17 protein-coding genes and 3 pseudogenes are annotated in these 15,686 nt (G+C 45.3%); 18 read left to right on the top strand and 2 right to left on the bottom strand.

Features of this window, described 5'->3' with window-relative positions:
* Position 1: 1 nt before the first annotated feature.
* From H8704_RS12175 to H8704_RS12160, 4 genes are all read left to right on the top strand, one after another.
* Entirely contained in the window at positions 2 to 649 is a 648-nt protein-coding gene (locus tag H8704_RS12175) for a potassium channel family protein (protein ID WP_249298435.1), read from the top strand.
* Between the two features lie 35 nt (positions 650 to 684).
* On the top strand, positions 685 to 1,203 hold the full coding sequence (locus tag H8704_RS12170) for a type 2 periplasmic-binding domain-containing protein (protein WP_249298434.1): 519 nt from the start codon (positions 685 to 687) through the stop codon (positions 1,201 to 1,203).
* Positions 1,204 to 1,275: 72 nt separating this feature from the next.
* On the top strand, positions 1,276 to 3,969 hold the full coding sequence (locus tag H8704_RS12165; RefSeq protein WP_249298433.1) for a sensor histidine kinase: 2,694 nt from the start codon (positions 1,276 to 1,278) through the stop codon (positions 3,967 to 3,969).
* Entirely contained in the window at positions 3,962 to 4,663 is a 702-nt protein-coding gene (locus H8704_RS12160; RefSeq protein WP_249298432.1) for a response regulator, read from the top strand. Before H8704_RS12165 ends, H8704_RS12160 begins: the two co-directional genes overlap by 8 nt.
* Positions 4,664 to 5,141: 478 nt before the next feature.
* On the opposite strand, the gene H8704_RS12155 is transcribed toward H8704_RS12160, so the two are convergent.
* Both H8704_RS12155 and H8704_RS12150 read right to left on the bottom strand, forming a co-directional pair.
* A complete protein-coding gene (locus H8704_RS12155) occupies positions 5,142 to 5,855 on the bottom strand; it encodes a response regulator transcription factor (protein WP_249298431.1) in 714 nt (237 codons plus the stop codon).
* Positions 5,845 to 6,906 (bottom strand): sensor histidine kinase, encoded by a 1,062-nt coding sequence (locus H8704_RS12150; protein WP_249298430.1) that lies wholly within the window; start codon positions 6,904 to 6,906, stop codon positions 5,845 to 5,847. The genes H8704_RS12155 and H8704_RS12150 overlap by 11 nt, the downstream gene beginning before the upstream one ends.
* 392 nt (positions 6,907 to 7,298) lie before the next feature.
* On the opposite strand from H8704_RS12150, the gene H8704_RS12145 reads away from it, so the two are divergent.
* The 14 genes and pseudogenes from H8704_RS12145 (at position 7,299) to H8704_RS12080 (ending at position 15,664) form a co-directional block, all read left to right on the top strand.
* Positions 7,299 to 8,549, top strand: coding sequence for an HlyC/CorC family transporter (locus H8704_RS12145; RefSeq protein WP_249298429.1), 1,251 nt, complete (start codon positions 7,299 to 7,301; stop codon positions 8,547 to 8,549).
* Positions 8,550 to 8,679: 130 nt separating this feature from the next.
* Positions 8,680 to 9,048, top strand: a pseudogene (locus tag H8704_RS12140) (potassium transporter TrkG); the annotation flags it as partial.
* 19 nt (positions 9,049 to 9,067) lie between these two features.
* On the top strand, positions 9,068 to 9,715 hold the full coding sequence (locus H8704_RS12135; RefSeq protein WP_118547331.1) for a potassium channel family protein: 648 nt from the start codon (positions 9,068 to 9,070) through the stop codon (positions 9,713 to 9,715).
* Between the two features lie 32 nt (positions 9,716 to 9,747).
* Positions 9,748 to 10,935, top strand: a complete 1,188-nt coding sequence (locus tag H8704_RS12130; RefSeq protein WP_249298428.1) for an AI-2E family transporter — start codon at positions 9,748 to 9,750, stop codon at positions 10,933 to 10,935.
* A gap of 689 nt (positions 10,936 to 11,624) precedes the next feature.
* The gene (locus H8704_RS12125; RefSeq protein ID WP_249298427.1) at positions 11,625 to 11,801 is read left to right on the top strand and encodes a hypothetical protein; all 177 of its coding nucleotides are present in this window, start codon (positions 11,625 to 11,627) and stop codon (positions 11,799 to 11,801) included.
* Positions 11,802 to 11,838: 37 nt separating this feature from the next.
* Positions 11,839 to 12,168: a hypothetical protein gene (locus H8704_RS12120; RefSeq protein WP_249298426.1), complete on the top strand. Its 330-nt coding sequence runs from the start codon at positions 11,839 to 11,841 to the stop codon at positions 12,166 to 12,168.
* Positions 12,110 to 12,760, top strand: a pseudogene (locus tag H8704_RS12115) (sensor histidine kinase); the annotation flags it as partial. The gene H8704_RS12120 and the pseudogene H8704_RS12115, both read left to right, overlap by 59 nt.
* A gap of 131 nt (positions 12,761 to 12,891) precedes the next feature.
* Positions 12,892 to 13,221 (top strand): annotated as a pseudogene (locus H8704_RS12110) (tyrosine-type recombinase/integrase); the annotation flags it as partial.
* 54 nt (positions 13,222 to 13,275) lie between these two features.
* Complete coding sequence (locus H8704_RS12105) at positions 13,276 to 13,578, top strand: type II toxin-antitoxin system RelB/DinJ family antitoxin (RefSeq protein WP_015553867.1); 303 nt, start codon at positions 13,276 to 13,278, stop codon at positions 13,576 to 13,578.
* Complete coding sequence (locus H8704_RS12100) at positions 13,578 to 13,898, top strand: type II toxin-antitoxin system RelE/ParE family toxin (protein ID WP_249298425.1); 321 nt, start codon at positions 13,578 to 13,580, stop codon at positions 13,896 to 13,898. Before H8704_RS12105 ends, H8704_RS12100 begins: the two co-directional genes overlap by 1 nt.
* 131 nt (positions 13,899 to 14,029) lie before the next feature.
* Positions 14,030 to 14,614, top strand: coding sequence for a helix-turn-helix domain-containing protein (locus tag H8704_RS12095; protein ID WP_249298424.1), 585 nt, complete (start codon positions 14,030 to 14,032; stop codon positions 14,612 to 14,614).
* Between the two features lie 127 nt (positions 14,615 to 14,741).
* Complete coding sequence (locus tag H8704_RS12090; RefSeq protein WP_182448340.1) at positions 14,742 to 14,909, top strand: hypothetical protein; 168 nt, start codon at positions 14,742 to 14,744, stop codon at positions 14,907 to 14,909.
* A gap of 34 nt (positions 14,910 to 14,943) precedes the next feature.
* Complete coding sequence (locus tag H8704_RS12085) at positions 14,944 to 15,150, top strand: hypothetical protein (protein ID WP_249298423.1); 207 nt, start codon at positions 14,944 to 14,946, stop codon at positions 15,148 to 15,150.
* 229 nt (positions 15,151 to 15,379) lie between these two features.
* A complete protein-coding gene (locus tag H8704_RS12080; protein ID WP_249298422.1) occupies positions 15,380 to 15,664 on the top strand; it encodes a helix-turn-helix domain-containing protein in 285 nt (94 codons plus the stop codon).
* The last annotated feature ends 22 nt before the right edge of the window (positions 15,665 to 15,686 follow it).

The raw sequence follows: 15,686 nt of genomic DNA, 5'->3' as shown, positions 1-15,686 counted from the left end.
TATGAAATCAATTCTTCTAATTGGTCTGGGGCGATTTGGAAAGCATATTGCCCTGCACTTAAATCATTTGGGTCATCAAGTGATGGCGGTAGATACTTCGGAGGAACGTGTAGAGGCTGTTCTGCCCCTTGTTACCAATGCACAGATTGGAGACAGTACGAGTGCCGATTTCTTGGAATCTCTCGGTGTTCGCAACTATGATGTATGCATTGTGGCCATCGGCAACAACTTTCAAAGTTCATTGGAAACAACTTCTTTGCTCAGTGAATTAGGAATGAGGTTTGTAGTTTCCGGAGCTGCAACTGATGTTCAGAAAAAATTTTTGCTGCGTAACGGTGCAAATGAAGTAGTCTACCCGGAAAAACAGCTCGCAAAGTGGACAGCAATCCGTTACAGTGCGGATCACATTCTCGATTACATAGAACTGGATGAAAATCATGCCATGTTTGAGATTCCCATTCCCAAAGATTGGGCGGACCATTCGATTGGAGAGCTTGATATTCGTAAAAAATTCAATATTAACATTATGGGAATCAAGAAAAGCGGCAAGCTGGAGTTATCTATTTCTTCAGACACAGTGCTGAAAGCAGGAGATACCATGTTGGCGTTGGGAAGTAACAGAAATTTGCAAAAGTGCTTTCATACTTGATTTTAAGAAAAATCAAAGGAATTGGGGGTGAATCCATGCAGGATGTTATTTTACTTGTAAGTACATCAGCCATATTTATTTTTGGGTATTTTCTGATGAAAAAACTGGATGTTTTTCTGGAAAACAATTGGAATAGACAAGAAACTGCTCTGACTTACGGCGAAAACAGCTTGCGAATTGGTTTTTCCAACCCATTAATGGCAGGCGGTCTCGCAGATGCTTTCGAGACTTACGGAAAGCAGCATCCAGATGTCTCTATCCATATTTTCAGCGGAGAAGAAAGTGAATTGTGCAGAGAACTGGAAACACACAAATTGGACATAATTTTTTTACCAGAGAATACAGACATATCAAAAAAAACTCATTATAATGCACGGATGGTGCTTCTTCGTTGCGCCCCAGTTGTGATGGAATATGCTGACTTGCCCATTGAGCCGATTACCCAGAATCAAATCACACAAATAGCACTATGGAGGGATTCCAAAAAATCACCTGTCGTCGATTTTTTCATTGGATGCCTGAACAAATTTGCCGTGGATCAGTCGCAGATGTAGGTTTTAACGTTGTGTATTATAATATTGAAAAAGGGAATCGCTTTTACTTGAGTGACAGATAGGAGGGTTAAAATGGAACTGCCAAGACAAGATCCGGATCAGCTTCTTCGTGCGATCCGTAACGATGCATCTACTAAGAAAAGAGGAAAACTCAAAATCTTTTTCGGTTATGCCGCAGGTGTCGGAAAGACCTATGCCATGCTTCAGGCGGCTCATCAGGCTAAGGAGCGTGGCATCGATGTGGTTGCTGGATACATAGAACCCCATGCCCGACCCCAGACGATGGCACTTATGGACGGCTTGGAGCAGCTTCCTGTGAAACAAGTTGCTTACGAAGGAATGACCCTTCGTGAATTTGATATTGATGCTGCGCTCAAGCGAAATCCCCAGCTCATACTGGTGGATGAGTTTGCCCATACCAACGCCGAAAGCAGTCGGCACACGAAGCGGTATCAGGATGTTCAGGAACTGCTAAATACTGGAATTGATGTCTATACGACTGTAAATGTCCAACATATCGAGAGTCTCAACGATACAGTAGCCTCTATCACCGGAATTCTTGTACGGGAGCGCATTCCAGATTCCACCTTTGATCAAGCAGATCAGGTAGAACTGGTGGATATTGAGCCTGCGGAGTTGCTGGAACGACTGGCAAGTGGAAATGTGTACCGGGAAGATCAGGCGCAGCGGGCAACAGTTAATTTCTTCACGCTGGAAAATCTCACCGCATTGCGGGAAATCGCCCTCCGTCGGTGCGCCGACCGGGTGAACTTGCTGACGGAAAGCGCCAGAGTACAGAGCCGAGGCGATTACCATACAGACGAGCGCATTCTGGCATGTCTTTCCTCGTCGCCATCCAACGCAAAAATCATTCGGACAGCTGCAAGGATGGCAAGAGCCTTTAGGGGAACATTTACCGCTCTTTATGTGGAAACGCCAAATACAGCGGCGATGAGTGACGATGATAAAAAGCGTTTGCAGGATAATAAGCGTCTGGCCCAGCAACTTGGCGCTGCGATTGAGACAAGTTATGGCGATGACGTGCCTTATCAGATTGCGGAATTTGCCCGTCTTTCCGGCATCTCAAAAATCGTAATTGGACGAAGTACCATTGCACGAAAGAATATTTTCAGCAAGCCCACCTTGACGGAACGCCTGATTTCCAGCGTACCTAATCTGGATATTCATGTGATACCGGATGCCAGCACAGGAACCAGCTATCAGGAAAAAAAGAGTAAGGCGCAGGTAGATGCGATGCCCCTGCGTGATGTTCTGAAGAGTATAGCCGTATTGCTGGTAGCTACACTGATTGGCTGTGGCTTTGACGCTCTTGGGTTCACGGAGAGTAATATTATCGCAGTTTACATATTAGGCGTACTTGTGACCGCTGTAATCACAATCAACCGACTGTGCGGGATTCTGACCTCGGTTGTCAGTGTGCTGGTTTTCAATTTCTTTTTTACCACTCCGAGACTGACATTCCATTTTGACGATCCGAACTATATTGTTACCTTTACCATTATGTTTATAGTAACACTGCTTTCCGGATCTCTCGCTACCCGGCTGAAAGAAAATGCGAAACAATCTGCCCATACAGCTTACCGTACAAAGATTCTTTTTGAAACCAACCAGCTTCTGCAAAAAGAACAGGATGAGAATGCGGTAATCACCGCTACGGCAGGGCAGCTCATGAAGCTGCTGAAAAAAGATATTGTCGTCTACCTGTCTGATGGTAAAGAACTTGCCACCCCTAACGTTTTTCGTGCTGTTAATAGCATTCAGGAAGATTTAATTTCTGAGAACGAGAAAGCAGTCGCCGATTGGGTCTTCCGAAACAATAAACACGCCGGTGCCACAACAGATACATTATCCAGTGCAAAGTGTTTATACCTTGCGATTCGGGTCAACCAGCATGTATATGGAGTGGCTGGTATTGCGGTGAACGGTATTCCGCTGGACTCTTTCGAAAACAGCGTACTCCTCTCTATGCTTGGCGAGTGCGCTTTGGCACTTGAAAACATCAAAAACGCCAAAGAAAAGGAGGAAGCGGCTGTCCTGGCACAAAATGAACAACTTCGTGCCAACCTGCTGCGGGCAATCTCCCATGATCTTCGGACGCCTTTGACAGCGATTTCCGGCAGCGCAGACAATTTGCTTGCAAATTATAAAAAAATGGACGATGCACTACGGGAGCAGACCTTTACTGATATTTATGACGATTCCATGTGGCTAATCAATCTGGTTGAAAATTTGTTAGCAGTCACACGAATTGAGGGCGGACAGGTCAATCTAACTCGGAGTATCGAACTCATGGATGAGGTCGTTTCTGAAGCGCTGAAGCACATCAACAGAAAAAGTAAAGAACACACCATTCGTGTGATCAGCGGTAAAGACTTTATCCTTGCCCACATTGACGCGAAGCTGATCGTTCAGGTGATTATCAATTTGGTTGACAACGCCATCAAATATACCCCTGTCGGTTCAGTAATTGAAATACACACCGATCAAAAAGAGCAATGGGTCACGGTTTCCGTTTCCGACAACGGCCCTGGGATTCCCGATGAGCAGAAACCCCGTATTTTTGATATGTTTTATAGTGGTGCCAATAAAGTGGTCGACAGCCGCAGAAGCCTTGGATTGGGGCTGTCCCTCTGTAAGTCCATTGTGACCGCCCACGGCGGCACGATTTCCGTATCAGACAATCAGCCAAATGGCACTGTTTTTAAATTTACATTACCAGCAGAGGAGGTAGAACTTCATGAATAAACCTTTGATATTAGTGGTTGAGGATGACCCGTCTGTACGAAATCTCATTACGACCACTTTAAAAACAAATGCTTATCGTTATGTGGTAGCACCTAATGGCTCGGCAGCCATTATGGAGGCCACATCGCACAATCCTGAAATCATCTTACTGGATTTGGGCTTGCCGGATATGGATGGCGTTCAAGTTATTCAAACGGTTCGCTCTTGGTCCAATGTTCCGATTATTGTAATCAGCGCCCGAAGCGAGGATAACGATAAAATCAAGGCGCTGGATGCCGGAGCGGACGATTATTTGACAAAGCCTTTTTCGGTAGTAGAACTGCTGGCACGACTTCGGGTGACGCAGCGAAGACTCTCTCTGATGACGGCAGAGATGTTTACTGCCAGTTCTGTATTTGTGAATGGTAAGTTGAAAGTGGATTATGCCGGGGGATGCGCTTATCTGGATGAAAACGAACTTCACCTGACACCCATTGAGTATAAGCTGTTGTGTCTGCTGTCCAAGAATGTCGGCAAGGTACTGACCCATACCTTTATCACACAAAATATCTGGGGCCGCAGTTGGGATAACGATGTGGCTTCGCTGCGGGTATTTATGGCAACATTGCGAAAAAAACTGGAGCCAACAGAGGAGTCTCCACAATATATTCAAACACATATTGGTGTGGGCTACCGCATGATGAAAATAGAATAACGCTAAGAGGACGGCCAGTGTTCGCACATGGCCGGCCTCGCTAATTGTGTTATGACGATTTCTCTTGTCCGTAAAAAGTGTTGCATCTAATCGTCGAAAGCGAGCCTGTTTCTGTAAGTCTCCGCAAACGCACAAATGTCGATAAAGCTTGATAGGACAGGCATTTTCGGATGAAGTCAAAACATAAAAGTTCCTATTTCCCTACGCATCCCCACGCAGAAATGGCGTAAAAATGGCGTAGAGGAACCGGCGGTATGCAGTTGCGAAAATCGCCTGCTGCAACATTACCAACAATATTTAAGCTGCCCTGCGCAAAAGCAGGGTAGCTTTTTTATCTGCGCACCGGCGCAGAGAGATACAAGGCGTTTCACTCCTTTGATCCTCCAAACAAAAATGAGCCTTCTCCGTTTGATATAGAAACGGAAAAAGCTCATTTGCATTGTACACGCCTGTCAAGCGGCGTAGAACTTTGGCAGCGCTATGCCTCATCCTCCGCCAGCATACGGTATCCGACGCCAAGCTCGTTGATGATGTAGCGCTTTTCACCGGGCGTCACGCCCATTTTCTTGCGGATGTTCTTCATATTGACTTGCAGCTTTTTGACGCTGCCATAGTCCGAATACCCCCAGACCGCCTGAATGATGGCGGCATACGTCAGCACCTTTCCGGCGTGAACGGAGAGAAACGCCATGATGTTGTATTCCGTCTGGGTCAGGTCGATCTCCTCTTTCCCTACAAAAACCTGCCGTGTATCGTAATCAATCAGCAAATCCTGCAGGCGGAATTTCCCGTCGGGACTGCTTTCATCCTCTTCACTGTGCCGATGGCTGCGGAGAACGGCGCGGATGCGAGCCAGTAGTTCCTCCGTGCCAAAAGGCTTGGTGATATAGTCATTCGCGCCCAGATCCAACGCCTCCACCTTGTCCCTCTCGTTGGAACGGGCGGAAAGCACAATGATGGGCACGGTGTCTGTCTCCCGAACTTCTTGAATCAAGCTCATACCGTCTCGATCCGGCAGACCAAGATCCAAAAGGATGAGGTCCGGATGATGGGAGGCATACATCATCATGCCAAGCTCGCAGGTTTCCGCGCAGAGCACCTGATAGTCGCTGGTTTCCAGATTGGCTTTGATAAAACTTTTGATGTTGGTCTCGTCCTCTACGATCAGGATCTTGAATTTGTTATTGCCCATCGTCCTCACCCCCTCTTTCCAGAGCAAAGCGGAATACTGCGCCGCCGCCCTTCCTATTTTCCGCAGTAATCTCGCTGTTGTGTGCCTTGACGATGGCGGCGCACACGGATAGTCCGATTCCCATATTGCTGCGGGTTCCGTCCACCGGCGCGGCGGACTTTTCATAACTTCCGGTGAAAATCTTTTGAAGTGCATCATCCGGGATGCCGCAGCCGTTGTCGGCAACCTCAAATACCGCCTTATCCCCCACAAGAGAAACGGAAAGAGTCAGCTCCGTCATGCCTTTTGCGTGGAATACGGCATTTTCCAGAAGATTCAGCAGTACCTGTTCAATAAGGAGCGAATCCATGGGAATGTCCACAAATTCCTCCGGTATCTGTGTGATGACCTTCTGATTCGGATGCTTTTTGGAAAACTTCATGAGAACCGAGTCAATCAGCTCATCCAGAACCGTGGGTGTCTTCACGACTTCCACTTTCGCACCGTCGATTCTTGTAACCGACAGAAGATTTTCAACCATGCGGATGAGCCATTCGCTGTCCTCCTGAATTTCTCCCAACAGCTTGAGCTGCTGCTCCTTTGGCAGCGCGTCATACTTGGAGATCAGCGTGGAGGATGACCCGTATATGGAGGTAAGGGGCGTGCGCAAGTCATGGGAGATCGCCCGCAGCAGATTGCCCCTCATTCTCTCTTTTTCGTTTTCTGAGCGCAGCTTCTCCTGATCGCGGATGCGAATGTTCAGCGTGCTGGTGGAAACGGCGACGACCAGCATAATGACAGCGGATAGGATGCTTTCTTCTACGAAAAAGTCAAAGGCATAATAGGGATATGTAAAGGCGAAATTCACCGCAAACACGCTGATGATGGCCGAAATGATACCATAGCAATACCCGTGGGTTTTCAGCGAGATCAAAAATACGCCGAACACAAAGATCATGGGTACCAGTGTCTGTGTGGTAAAGAGCTTCTGAATCAGCAAATTGATGGCAAAGGCACTGCAAAAAATAAGGATCGAAAATAGAGTATCTTTTTGTCGCTGTCGATTCTTCATCATGCTTCTCCTGAAATTTATTGCGGTATAATACGCCATGTTTTTCGGTTTCGGGCGAAGCCCGGGAGAAAAACGGCTTAAATCCAGTGGTATAAATAACTGCCAACAGTTATTATATCGCATAAGCGGAAGCGTTTCAAGATTTCTCGCAGGAGGATGTTGTACCGCATCTGTTTCTTTACTGAATCTACACCACGAAAATGCTATGATGGAAACACTAAATAAAAAGGAGGAAGAAATCCGTGGAAAACGACAGTAGCGACGATAACGGCAGCCGCTCTTATATGGTCTGTTCGTATGTGACATATCTACGCCCTTTGCTGCGATATCGGGTATAGACGTGTCTTTTTTGTATGAAATAATCGTAGGAACAGAACATAAAGGAGTTTGAAATGAATTATTTTGGAAGTATTTTCGTAATGGTGGCCTGCATTGCCATGTCCGCCTATTTCAGCGCCACAGAAACGGCGTTCTCGTCTCTGAATAAGACCCGCCTCAAGGTGTTGGCGGACAATGGAAACAAGCGGGCAGCGCTGGCGCTCAAGCTATCTGAAGACTATGATAAGCTGATCTCCACCATCCTGATCGGCAACAATATCGTGAATATCATGGTGGCATCCATCGGCACACTTTTGTTCGTAGGGCTTTATGGCGATATTGGCGCGACAATTTCTACGGTCGTCGTAACGATCGTTGTTTTGATTTTTGGTGAGATCACCCCTAAAAGTGTTGCAAAGGATACCCCGGAACGTTTCGCTTTGTTCAGTGCTCCGTTTATCCGCCTTTGGATTTTGATTCTGACGCCGCTGAATTTCCTCTTTTCCCAGTGGAAGAAGCTGGTTTCCCGCTTCTTCAAGACGGATGACGATGCAAAAATGTCCCACGAGGAACTGCTCCTTTTTATGGAGGACGTGGAGCAGGACGGCGGAATTGACGAAAACGAAGGCGAGCTGCTGCGCAATGCCCTTGAATTCCGTGACCTGACGGCGGCAGAAATTTTGACCCATCGAATTGACCTGGAAGCCGTGGACATCGACAAGAGTCATGAGGAAATTTCCAGAGCCTTTACCCAGTCCCGCTTTTCCCGTCTGCTGGTCTACCGGGATACCATTGATCAGATCGTCGGCGTTCTTCATCAGAAGGATTTCTATATCAACGGCAAGATGACGGATCAGCCCATTGCGGAGATCATGACGAAACCGTTGTTTGTCTATCAGTACACAAAAATCCGGGATATTTTGAAAATGTTCCAGCATCAGAAGTCCCATATCGCCGTGGTCGTAGATGATTTCGGCGGAACGCTTGGTATTGTTACGATGGAGGATATTCTGGAAGAACTGGTTGGTGAAATTTGGGACGAACACGACGAGGTGGAGGAAGATTTTGAAAAGCTGGACGAGAATACCTATCGCGTGGACTGCTCCGTCAGCCTGGAGGATTTTACGGAATTCTTTGACATCAAGCTGGAATCGGACAGTGTTTCTGTCGGCGGCTGGGTCATGGAGCAGCTGAATAGAGTCCCCGTCAAGGGCGATTCCTTTACCGCTCAGAATTTGGAGATCACGGTCTCCGATCTGAGCGCGTACAGGGTATCCTTCATCACAGTCAGGCAATGCGACGTGTGTTTGACCTGTGAACAATAAAGCAATCACGCGATTCATAATGGGTGAGGATGATGTCGGAAGAAATGGTTTGCAGAAAGCACCGCCTTTCGTCTTTTCAAATTATCATATTGGGTTTTGCCGGGGTCATTCTGTTGGGTGCGTTGCTGCTGATGCTGCCGCGACCTTCCGCCAGCGAGACAGCGCCCAGTTCTTTGGGCGCAGAGTCGATTGCAGCGCCGTCAAAACCGCCGCGACCATCCTGACGATGTACCTTGCGCTGTTCTTTGGCGGAGGCGTTTTTATCAGCGTATACGAGGATCTCCCGCTGTCCTCCTGTCTGTATGAAGCAGCGTCGGCGGTAGGCACGGTTGGACTGAAATTGGGTATTACGCCGCAGCTGCATATTCCCTCGCAAATGGTATTGATCGCGCTGATGTATCTGGGTAGAGTCGGCGGGCTTACACTCATTTATGCGGCGGTGTCCAGCAAGAAAACCGGCAGCGCAAAGCTGCCGCAGGAAAGCATCACGATTGGATAAGTAAAGGAGCATCTATCCCATGAAAAATGTTTTATTGATCGGAGCAGGCCGCTTCGGGCGGCATATCGCCATGCAGCTCTCTCAACTGGGGCATCAGGTCATGGCAGTCGATACCAATGAGGAACGGATCAACGATGTGCTTCCGTTTGTCACCAACGCACAGATCGGCGACAGCACCAATGCGGAGTTTCTGCGTTCGCTCGGTATCGGAAATTTTGATGTTTGTTTTGTGACCATCAGCGGCAGCTTCCAGAACTCGCTGGAGACCACCTCGCTGCTGAAAGAGCTGGGTGCCAAATGCGTGGTATCCCGCGCCGAACGCGATGTGCAGGAGAAGTTTCTGCTCCGCAACGGCGCAGATAACGTGGTCTACCCTGAAAAGCAGATGGCAAAATGGGCGGCGATCCGATTCACTGCCGACCATATTTTCGACTACATAGAGATCGACGAGCAGCACGCCATCTTTGAAGTGCAGGTGCCGGAGGCGTGGATCGGGAAAAGCGTTGGTGAGCTGAACGTCCGCAGAAAGTTTGGCATCACCATTCTTGGCATCAAACGCGCAGGAAAAACGGATGTTTCCGTTACGCCGGACACCATATTGTCCGATGACACTACGATTTTGGCGTTGGGTGAGTATAAAGCCCTGCAAAAGTGCTTTCGGATTTGAAAGGCTCTCCCATACTGACAGAAAGGAAATACATGGAGAAAAAACCACAAAACACAGCCGGTGACAGAAACAAGAATCCCGCGCCGCAGGGAAGCAAGTGGCCGGACAAGACGATCATTCGCTATATTACCCGCGCACTGGTGCTGCTGATCATATTCGCATGGGCACTGGTAAACCTTGACGTTGTTTTGCGGTTTCTCGGCAAGGTGCTTGCGCTGTTCACTCCGTTTTTGATCGGCGGCGCGATTGCTTTTTTGATCAACGTAGTACTTCGACCGTTGGAATGCTGCTGGAACAAGGTGTGCCGCAAAGCTCCTGCAAAGCTGGTCCGCCCTGTGTGCCTGACAGCAAGCACCGTACTTGTCCTTGGAATTCTGTTTGCCGTGGTGTTTATGATGATCCCCAGCCTGCGGGAATCCGGCGAAGAGTTTGTCCAAAACATTCCGCTCTATGTGGAGGAAATCGGGCGGTGGTGGACAGGCGTTGTCCAATTTGCCGCAAAATATAATATTGTCCTGCCCGAATACACCATAGACTCTGACCTGTTGATCGAGAAGCTCACCGCCTTGATCAGCGATGAGGGAAGCGGCATCCTCACCGTGACGTGGGGCGCGGCAATCTCTGTCCTGTCGGTTTTGGTGGACGTTCTCTTGGGACTTGTCTTTGCGCTGTATCTGCTTGCAAAGAAGGAAGTCGTCGCGGCACATTTGAAAAAGCTCGTTGTGACAGTCCTGCCGCAAAAGAAGGCGCAGCGGCTGCTGAGTATCGCCTCTCTGACCAACCAGACATTTACAAATTTTGTCAGCGGTCAGCTTACCGAAGCGGTTATCATCGGCGTTCTGTGCTTCTTTGGAATGCTGATTCTTGGGATCCCGTATGCCGGTGCGGTCTCGGCGTTTGTGGCTGTTACTGCGCTGGTGCCGATTTTCGGCGCATGGATCGGCGGCGGTCTTGGTGCGTTTTTGATGCTGCTGGCAGAACCCGGCAAGGCGCTGTGGTTCATTCTCTTTTTGCTCGTTTTACAGCAGGTGGAGGGCAACCTGATTTATCCCAAGGTGGTCGGTAAGTCCGTTGGGCTTCCCGGACTGTTGGTGTTGATGGCTGTCACAATCGGCGGCGAAGCATTCGGCATCTTAGGGATGCTGTTCAGCGTTCCCGTCTGCGCCGTGCTGTACAGTCTTTATCTGGAGTTCATGAAGAAAGCAAGTGCTCGGCACTGAATGATTCATAATCGGATAACTTCTGAGCATTGGGCTGTATGCCAAATGCAAAGGGCTTGGGATGTTCCAAAAATCGCCGCGTGTATGGACAGCGGCTGTGCTTGCTGTTCTCTCAAATCTCAATATCCGCAGATCGTGATGTCCCCGCTTTTTCGAAAGCGGGGACATTTTTTCTTCTCCGATACTTAAAAAACGGCAGAAAAATGTCCGTTGTAAAGTGAGAGGAAACCACTCGCGAGGCAGAACCGTGACAGACCGCATCATTTTGTCCGTTGGAAAGTAGAAAGGGCAATTTGGAGCAGCGCACAGAGATTGTTTCGCCGTCTCCGAAACTTTTTCAAGAAATCTGGGACAAAACCGGCCTCTGATTCACTTAGCTAAGTAGAGGGGGGATCAGGGGCAGAAGAAGTTTTTTGAAAGAGGGTGCCAAGTTTTTGAGGAAAAATGTCCGTTGTATTGTGAGGAGTGTTTCAATATGCCGGATCACACGCGACCCATCCGCAAGGAAATCTGCCTGAACGAGCAGGAACTGAATCTCATAGCCACAATAACAGGCACATGAGAGTGAATAAATTATTGGAATTGGATGAAGATGTGCCAGATAGCGACAGAATTGAAAAACAGCATTACATAGAGAAAATGAAGCCGGAATACAAAAATCACAAGTGAGTATCAGAGGTATTGTGCTTATGATAGATTATGATCATGATGGGAAAATTGATAAAAATGATTTTGTCATTGAAGAAATGATGAATGAGGAGCATGAAGAGAGAGAACATTCTGATTTCATAAGTTCTATAAAAGGATTGGGATTGGTAATGATAGGTCTTTTATTGTTATATGGGATAATCAAGGCTATTTTCTGATTGATAAAATAGAAATGAATTTCCGGGAGGATGTAGTATGGTTGAAAAATTTATAGAATGGGCAGAAAATGCATTGCAGGGTGCTGAATTATCAAATGTTGTGGCACTCAATTTTAATCTGTATGAGGATCAAGATTCCTTTTGGGCAGTAGAGATAGTTGGAACATCTTCATTTGATGAGAATGATGCAGATTGGGCATGTGATGAGGTTTTTGTAACGAGAGACAATCCATTTACATGGGAAGAAGAAACGGATTGCGATGCTATACTTGAAGAAGTGACAGAATGGATCGGAGATTTGATGGACGATACTGTGCTTAGTAGGTTTGGTGATTGTTGCTTGGCTGCTGCTGTACCTTTTGATTAGTGTGGGCTGTATCTATCCGGCGAATTATGCAGAGCAAAAGATTAATGAAGCATATGATACGATTTTACGTGTGGATAAAGTAACTGCTGAGATGATTCCTGCACTTTGTGATTATGTAATCTTTTCAGAGAATGGAGAGAAAATAGGTGGAGATCTGTCAGAACAATACGAACAGATAGCATGGAATGTTGCAAAGTACGGAAACGCATCCGGAAAATATTTTTATAAAGTAATTGTAAGGGAAAATGAATATGTTGTATTGCAATATCGCCTGACACCTCAATATCATTCAGCTTTTTTGAGGGAGCATTTTATAGGACCACAGAATGTGATGAGTATTATGTCAGTGATTGGAGCGGTAGCGATTATCATCATTCCGTCCATACGTTTTGGAAAAAGAATCAAAAAGCAGATGCAGCCTGTATTAGACGCAATCAGACAAATAAAGGATCAAAATCTGGAATATGAGACATCCTGTTCCGGTATCAAAGAGTTTGATGACTGTTTATCGGCAATCGATGATATGCGAGATGCATTGCGAGAATCTTTAGAAAAGCAGTGGAAAACAGAGCAGGAAAAGAAACAACAGATGGGATGGGACTATTTTTTGCAAAAACTGTGGCTGAAAAATATGGTGGAGGTATTAAACTTTCAAATTCTGAAAATACAGGTGGGGCGAGGGTAGAAATATTTTTCCTGAGTAGTCAAGAAACAAGCTAAATAGACCGCAAGACCAAAATTCATTTGTTGAATTATATTGAATCAAGGACAGATAATAATATAGCGTTATTTGTGTCGTTAAACAAACCACACAGTAGACTTACTGAAAGCGGTGTGGAGTTACGATTACGAGAAATGGGGAAGAAGTTAGGGGTAGAAAAGGTACACCCACATAAGTTCAGAAGGACTATGGCCACCAGAGCAATTGAGAAAGGTATGCCGATTGAACAGGTACAGAAAATTCTGGGACATGAGCAAATAGATACAACGCTCAGATATGCAATGGTTAATCAAAACAATGTGAAGCTATCGCATCGAAAATATATTTCATAGATTGACTTGTAACGCAAAAGACGTTACAATAAAAGAAAGATGGAGGTGTATTCTATGGGAAAAACAGCAACATTAAATATAAGAGTAAATCCAGATGTAAAAGAAAATGCAGAAAGTGTATTGGCACAATTAGGGATACCAATGGCTACTGCTATAGATATGTATTTAAAACAAATATCATTAGTAGGAGGAATTCCCTTTTCTATTGTATTACCAAAAGCAGCTAATTCAGTGAATGCAGATATGATGTCTGTTACACAGATTCATCAAAAGTTAGAAAAAGGATATGCCGATATAGAGAAAGGAAATGTTGAGGATGCAGCTAGTGCGTTTGTGGCATTTAGAGAGAGGCATTAATGAAGCAATATAAGGTAGAGATTACAAAAGAAGCTTTGCAGGATATGGAAGATATATACAATTATATTGCTATAGATTTGCTTGCTCCGGATAATGCAATGGGGCAATATAATCGCATTGCTGATGAAATACTTACATTAGACACTTTCCCAGAACGATTTAGGATTATGGATTCTGAGCCGGAAAAGAGAATGGAGTTGCGTAGAATGCTCGTCGATAATTATTCAGTGTTTTACACAATCCGTGACGAAAGGGTAATTGTAACGGATGTGTTATATACGGCATCTGGTATAGAAGCACGTTTGAGAGGCGAGCTATAAAAGCACGCGTTTATTTGAATTTTACGCACTGTAAAATACTTTTGACATGGCTAAAATGGACAATGTAAAAGCATTTTGATAGACCAAAATTTCTTTTTTGATTAAAGTGGGTTATGAAGGAGGTGACAAAGATGGAACTTAGCAAGCAGATAAAAAAATATCGAACAGAGACAAATTTATCGCAAGAGGAGTTGGCAGATAAAATTTATGTTTCAAGACAAACTATATCAAATTGGGAAAATGAAAAAAATTATCCTGATATTAAAAGTTTAGTGCTTATGAGTGAAGTCTTTCAGGTATCTCTTGATAATTTAGTCAAAGGAGATTTAGAAAGAATGAAAAAAGAAATTGACACACAGGAATATGCAAAATTTCAAAAGGATAGCACTATTTTTACCGTATTATTTATTGCTTTGCTGATAGTACCTATACCGCTTGTAATGTTATGGAAGTGGTTTGGAATGGCATTGTATTTATGTTTGTTTGGAATAGGAATGTATTTTGCTGTCAGAATTGAAAAGTACAAGAAGAAATATGATATTCAGACTTTTAAAGAAATTGTTGCATTTACTGACGGGAAGAGTTTGGATGAAATTGAAAAAGCAAGAGAAGAAGGCAAAAGGCCATATCAAAAAGCTCTCTTGGTAGCTGGTTCAGCGGCATTGGCTGTTATCATTGCACTTATAATGACTGCTGTAATGAGATTATTCTCTTGAGAACACGAAAATTTCAGTTTCATGTTGCTTTTAATAATTGAATATTGAATGATTTTACATAGCCGTTAAGGAGTAATTTTTGCTCCCTAGCGGCTTATTTTATTTTTTAAAGTAGGAGGTGAGAAAATTGAAAATTAGAAAGGTTGATGACAAACCGATGGTCATTCACACCAAGGAGAAAGCCAAGATTTATGCCCACGAACTGAAGGAAGCTAAGATTAAAGGCAGCAACATCTATACAGTAGAGAGAGGTCCTAAGACAGCTGGTGCAAGTACAAATGTTGCGTGTTGGTAATAGCAATTTTGTATGGTAGAGGAGTTGAACTGAATTGGAGAAGAATTGGAGTACAGTGCAGTTGCATTGCAGAGAATGTAATGCGAGGATGATGGATTATACCTTGTGTCAGGACGATGACCGGATCGTCCTACAGGGCATTATGATCAAATGCAATCGCTGCAAACGGGTAATGATGTTGAAGAAATATACAGAAGGCATGATACGGAAGCGTGCCGGCAAAGGTGTGTTCTGTATCTGACAGATCTGGGATCTGTTACATAGAAACAAAATTACAATTAAATGAACAGCCCACCTGATAAGGGCACATCAGCAATTATGGAAGTACCAGAGACGCAGGGGAAAGATAACCAGTAGATAACTGGCTTTCCTTTGTGCCTTTTTGCGTGGATCAGGGAGCAGAAAATTCAAAGTTAATTTTTCATCATCTTACTTCTGGCTATCGAGATGGCTGGAAAGGATGAAGAATTATGATGATTTATGACATGGAAGCAAGCGGAAAGAGATTAAAGGCATTAAGAAAACAGGCAGAAAAGACACAGGAGCAGGTAGCGGAGGCAGTTGGACTTGAGCCGGGAATGATCAGCCGGATAGAGCGTGGAGTGAAGGGAATGTCGATTGATTCGCTGTTGATGTTTAGTGAAATTTATGGAGTGAGTACGGATTACATACTGAAGGGGGATAAGTCTGTGGCACCATCTGACGCATTATTGGAAGAATTGGGGGCATTGGTACAGAAATATAAGAGTTTGTAGGCGGGAGAAAATTTGATTTTTT

The organism is Jutongia huaianensis (assembly GCF_014384985.1).
Lineage (GTDB): Bacteria > Bacillota > Clostridia > Lachnospirales > Lachnospiraceae > Jutongia > Jutongia huaianensis.
The sequence above is the reverse complement of the archived record's forward strand: the minus strand, read 5'-3'. Positions and strand labels throughout refer to the sequence as shown.

What these genes read in the sequence shown, in the direction of transcription:
- H8704_RS12100 (WP_249298425.1), top strand. Translation starts at nt 13,578, where the DNA reads ATGAAGCAATATAAGGTAGAGATTACAAAAGAAGCTTTGCAGGATATG.
- H8704_RS12130 (WP_249298428.1), top strand. Translation starts at nt 9,748, where the DNA reads ATGGAGAAAAAACCACAAAACACAGCCGGTGACAGAAACAAGAATCCC.
- H8704_RS12120 (WP_249298426.1), top strand. Translation starts at nt 11,839, where the DNA reads ATGGTTGAAAAATTTATAGAATGGGCAGAAAATGCATTGCAGGGTGCT.
- H8704_RS12135 (WP_118547331.1), top strand. Translation starts at nt 9,068, where the DNA reads ATGAAAAATGTTTTATTGATCGGAGCAGGCCGCTTCGGGCGGCATATC.
- H8704_RS12080 (WP_249298422.1), top strand. Translation starts at nt 15,380, where the DNA reads ATGATGATTTATGACATGGAAGCAAGCGGAAAGAGATTAAAGGCATTA.
- H8704_RS12165 (WP_249298433.1), top strand. Translation starts at nt 1,276, where the DNA reads ATGGAACTGCCAAGACAAGATCCGGATCAGCTTCTTCGTGCGATCCGT.
- H8704_RS12145 (WP_249298429.1), top strand. Translation starts at nt 7,299, where the DNA reads ATGAATTATTTTGGAAGTATTTTCGTAATGGTGGCCTGCATTGCCATG.
- H8704_RS12105 (WP_015553867.1), top strand. Translation starts at nt 13,276, where the DNA reads ATGGGAAAAACAGCAACATTAAATATAAGAGTAAATCCAGATGTAAAA.
- H8704_RS12175 (WP_249298435.1), top strand. Translation starts at nt 2, where the DNA reads ATGAAATCAATTCTTCTAATTGGTCTGGGGCGATTTGGAAAGCATATT.
- H8704_RS12125 (WP_249298427.1), top strand. Translation starts at nt 11,625, where the DNA reads ATGATAGATTATGATCATGATGGGAAAATTGATAAAAATGATTTTGTC.
- H8704_RS12160 (WP_249298432.1), top strand. Translation starts at nt 3,962, where the DNA reads ATGAATAAACCTTTGATATTAGTGGTTGAGGATGACCCGTCTGTACGA.
- H8704_RS12155 (WP_249298431.1), bottom strand. Translation starts at nt 5,855, where the DNA reads ATGGGCAATAACAAATTCAAGATCCTGATCGTAGAGGACGAGACCAAC.
- H8704_RS12170 (WP_249298434.1), top strand. Translation starts at nt 685, where the DNA reads ATGCAGGATGTTATTTTACTTGTAAGTACATCAGCCATATTTATTTTT.
- H8704_RS12150 (WP_249298430.1), bottom strand. Translation starts at nt 6,906, where the DNA reads ATGAAGAATCGACAGCGACAAAAAGATACTCTATTTTCGATCCTTATT.
- H8704_RS12095 (WP_249298424.1), top strand. Translation starts at nt 14,030, where the DNA reads ATGGAACTTAGCAAGCAGATAAAAAAATATCGAACAGAGACAAATTTA.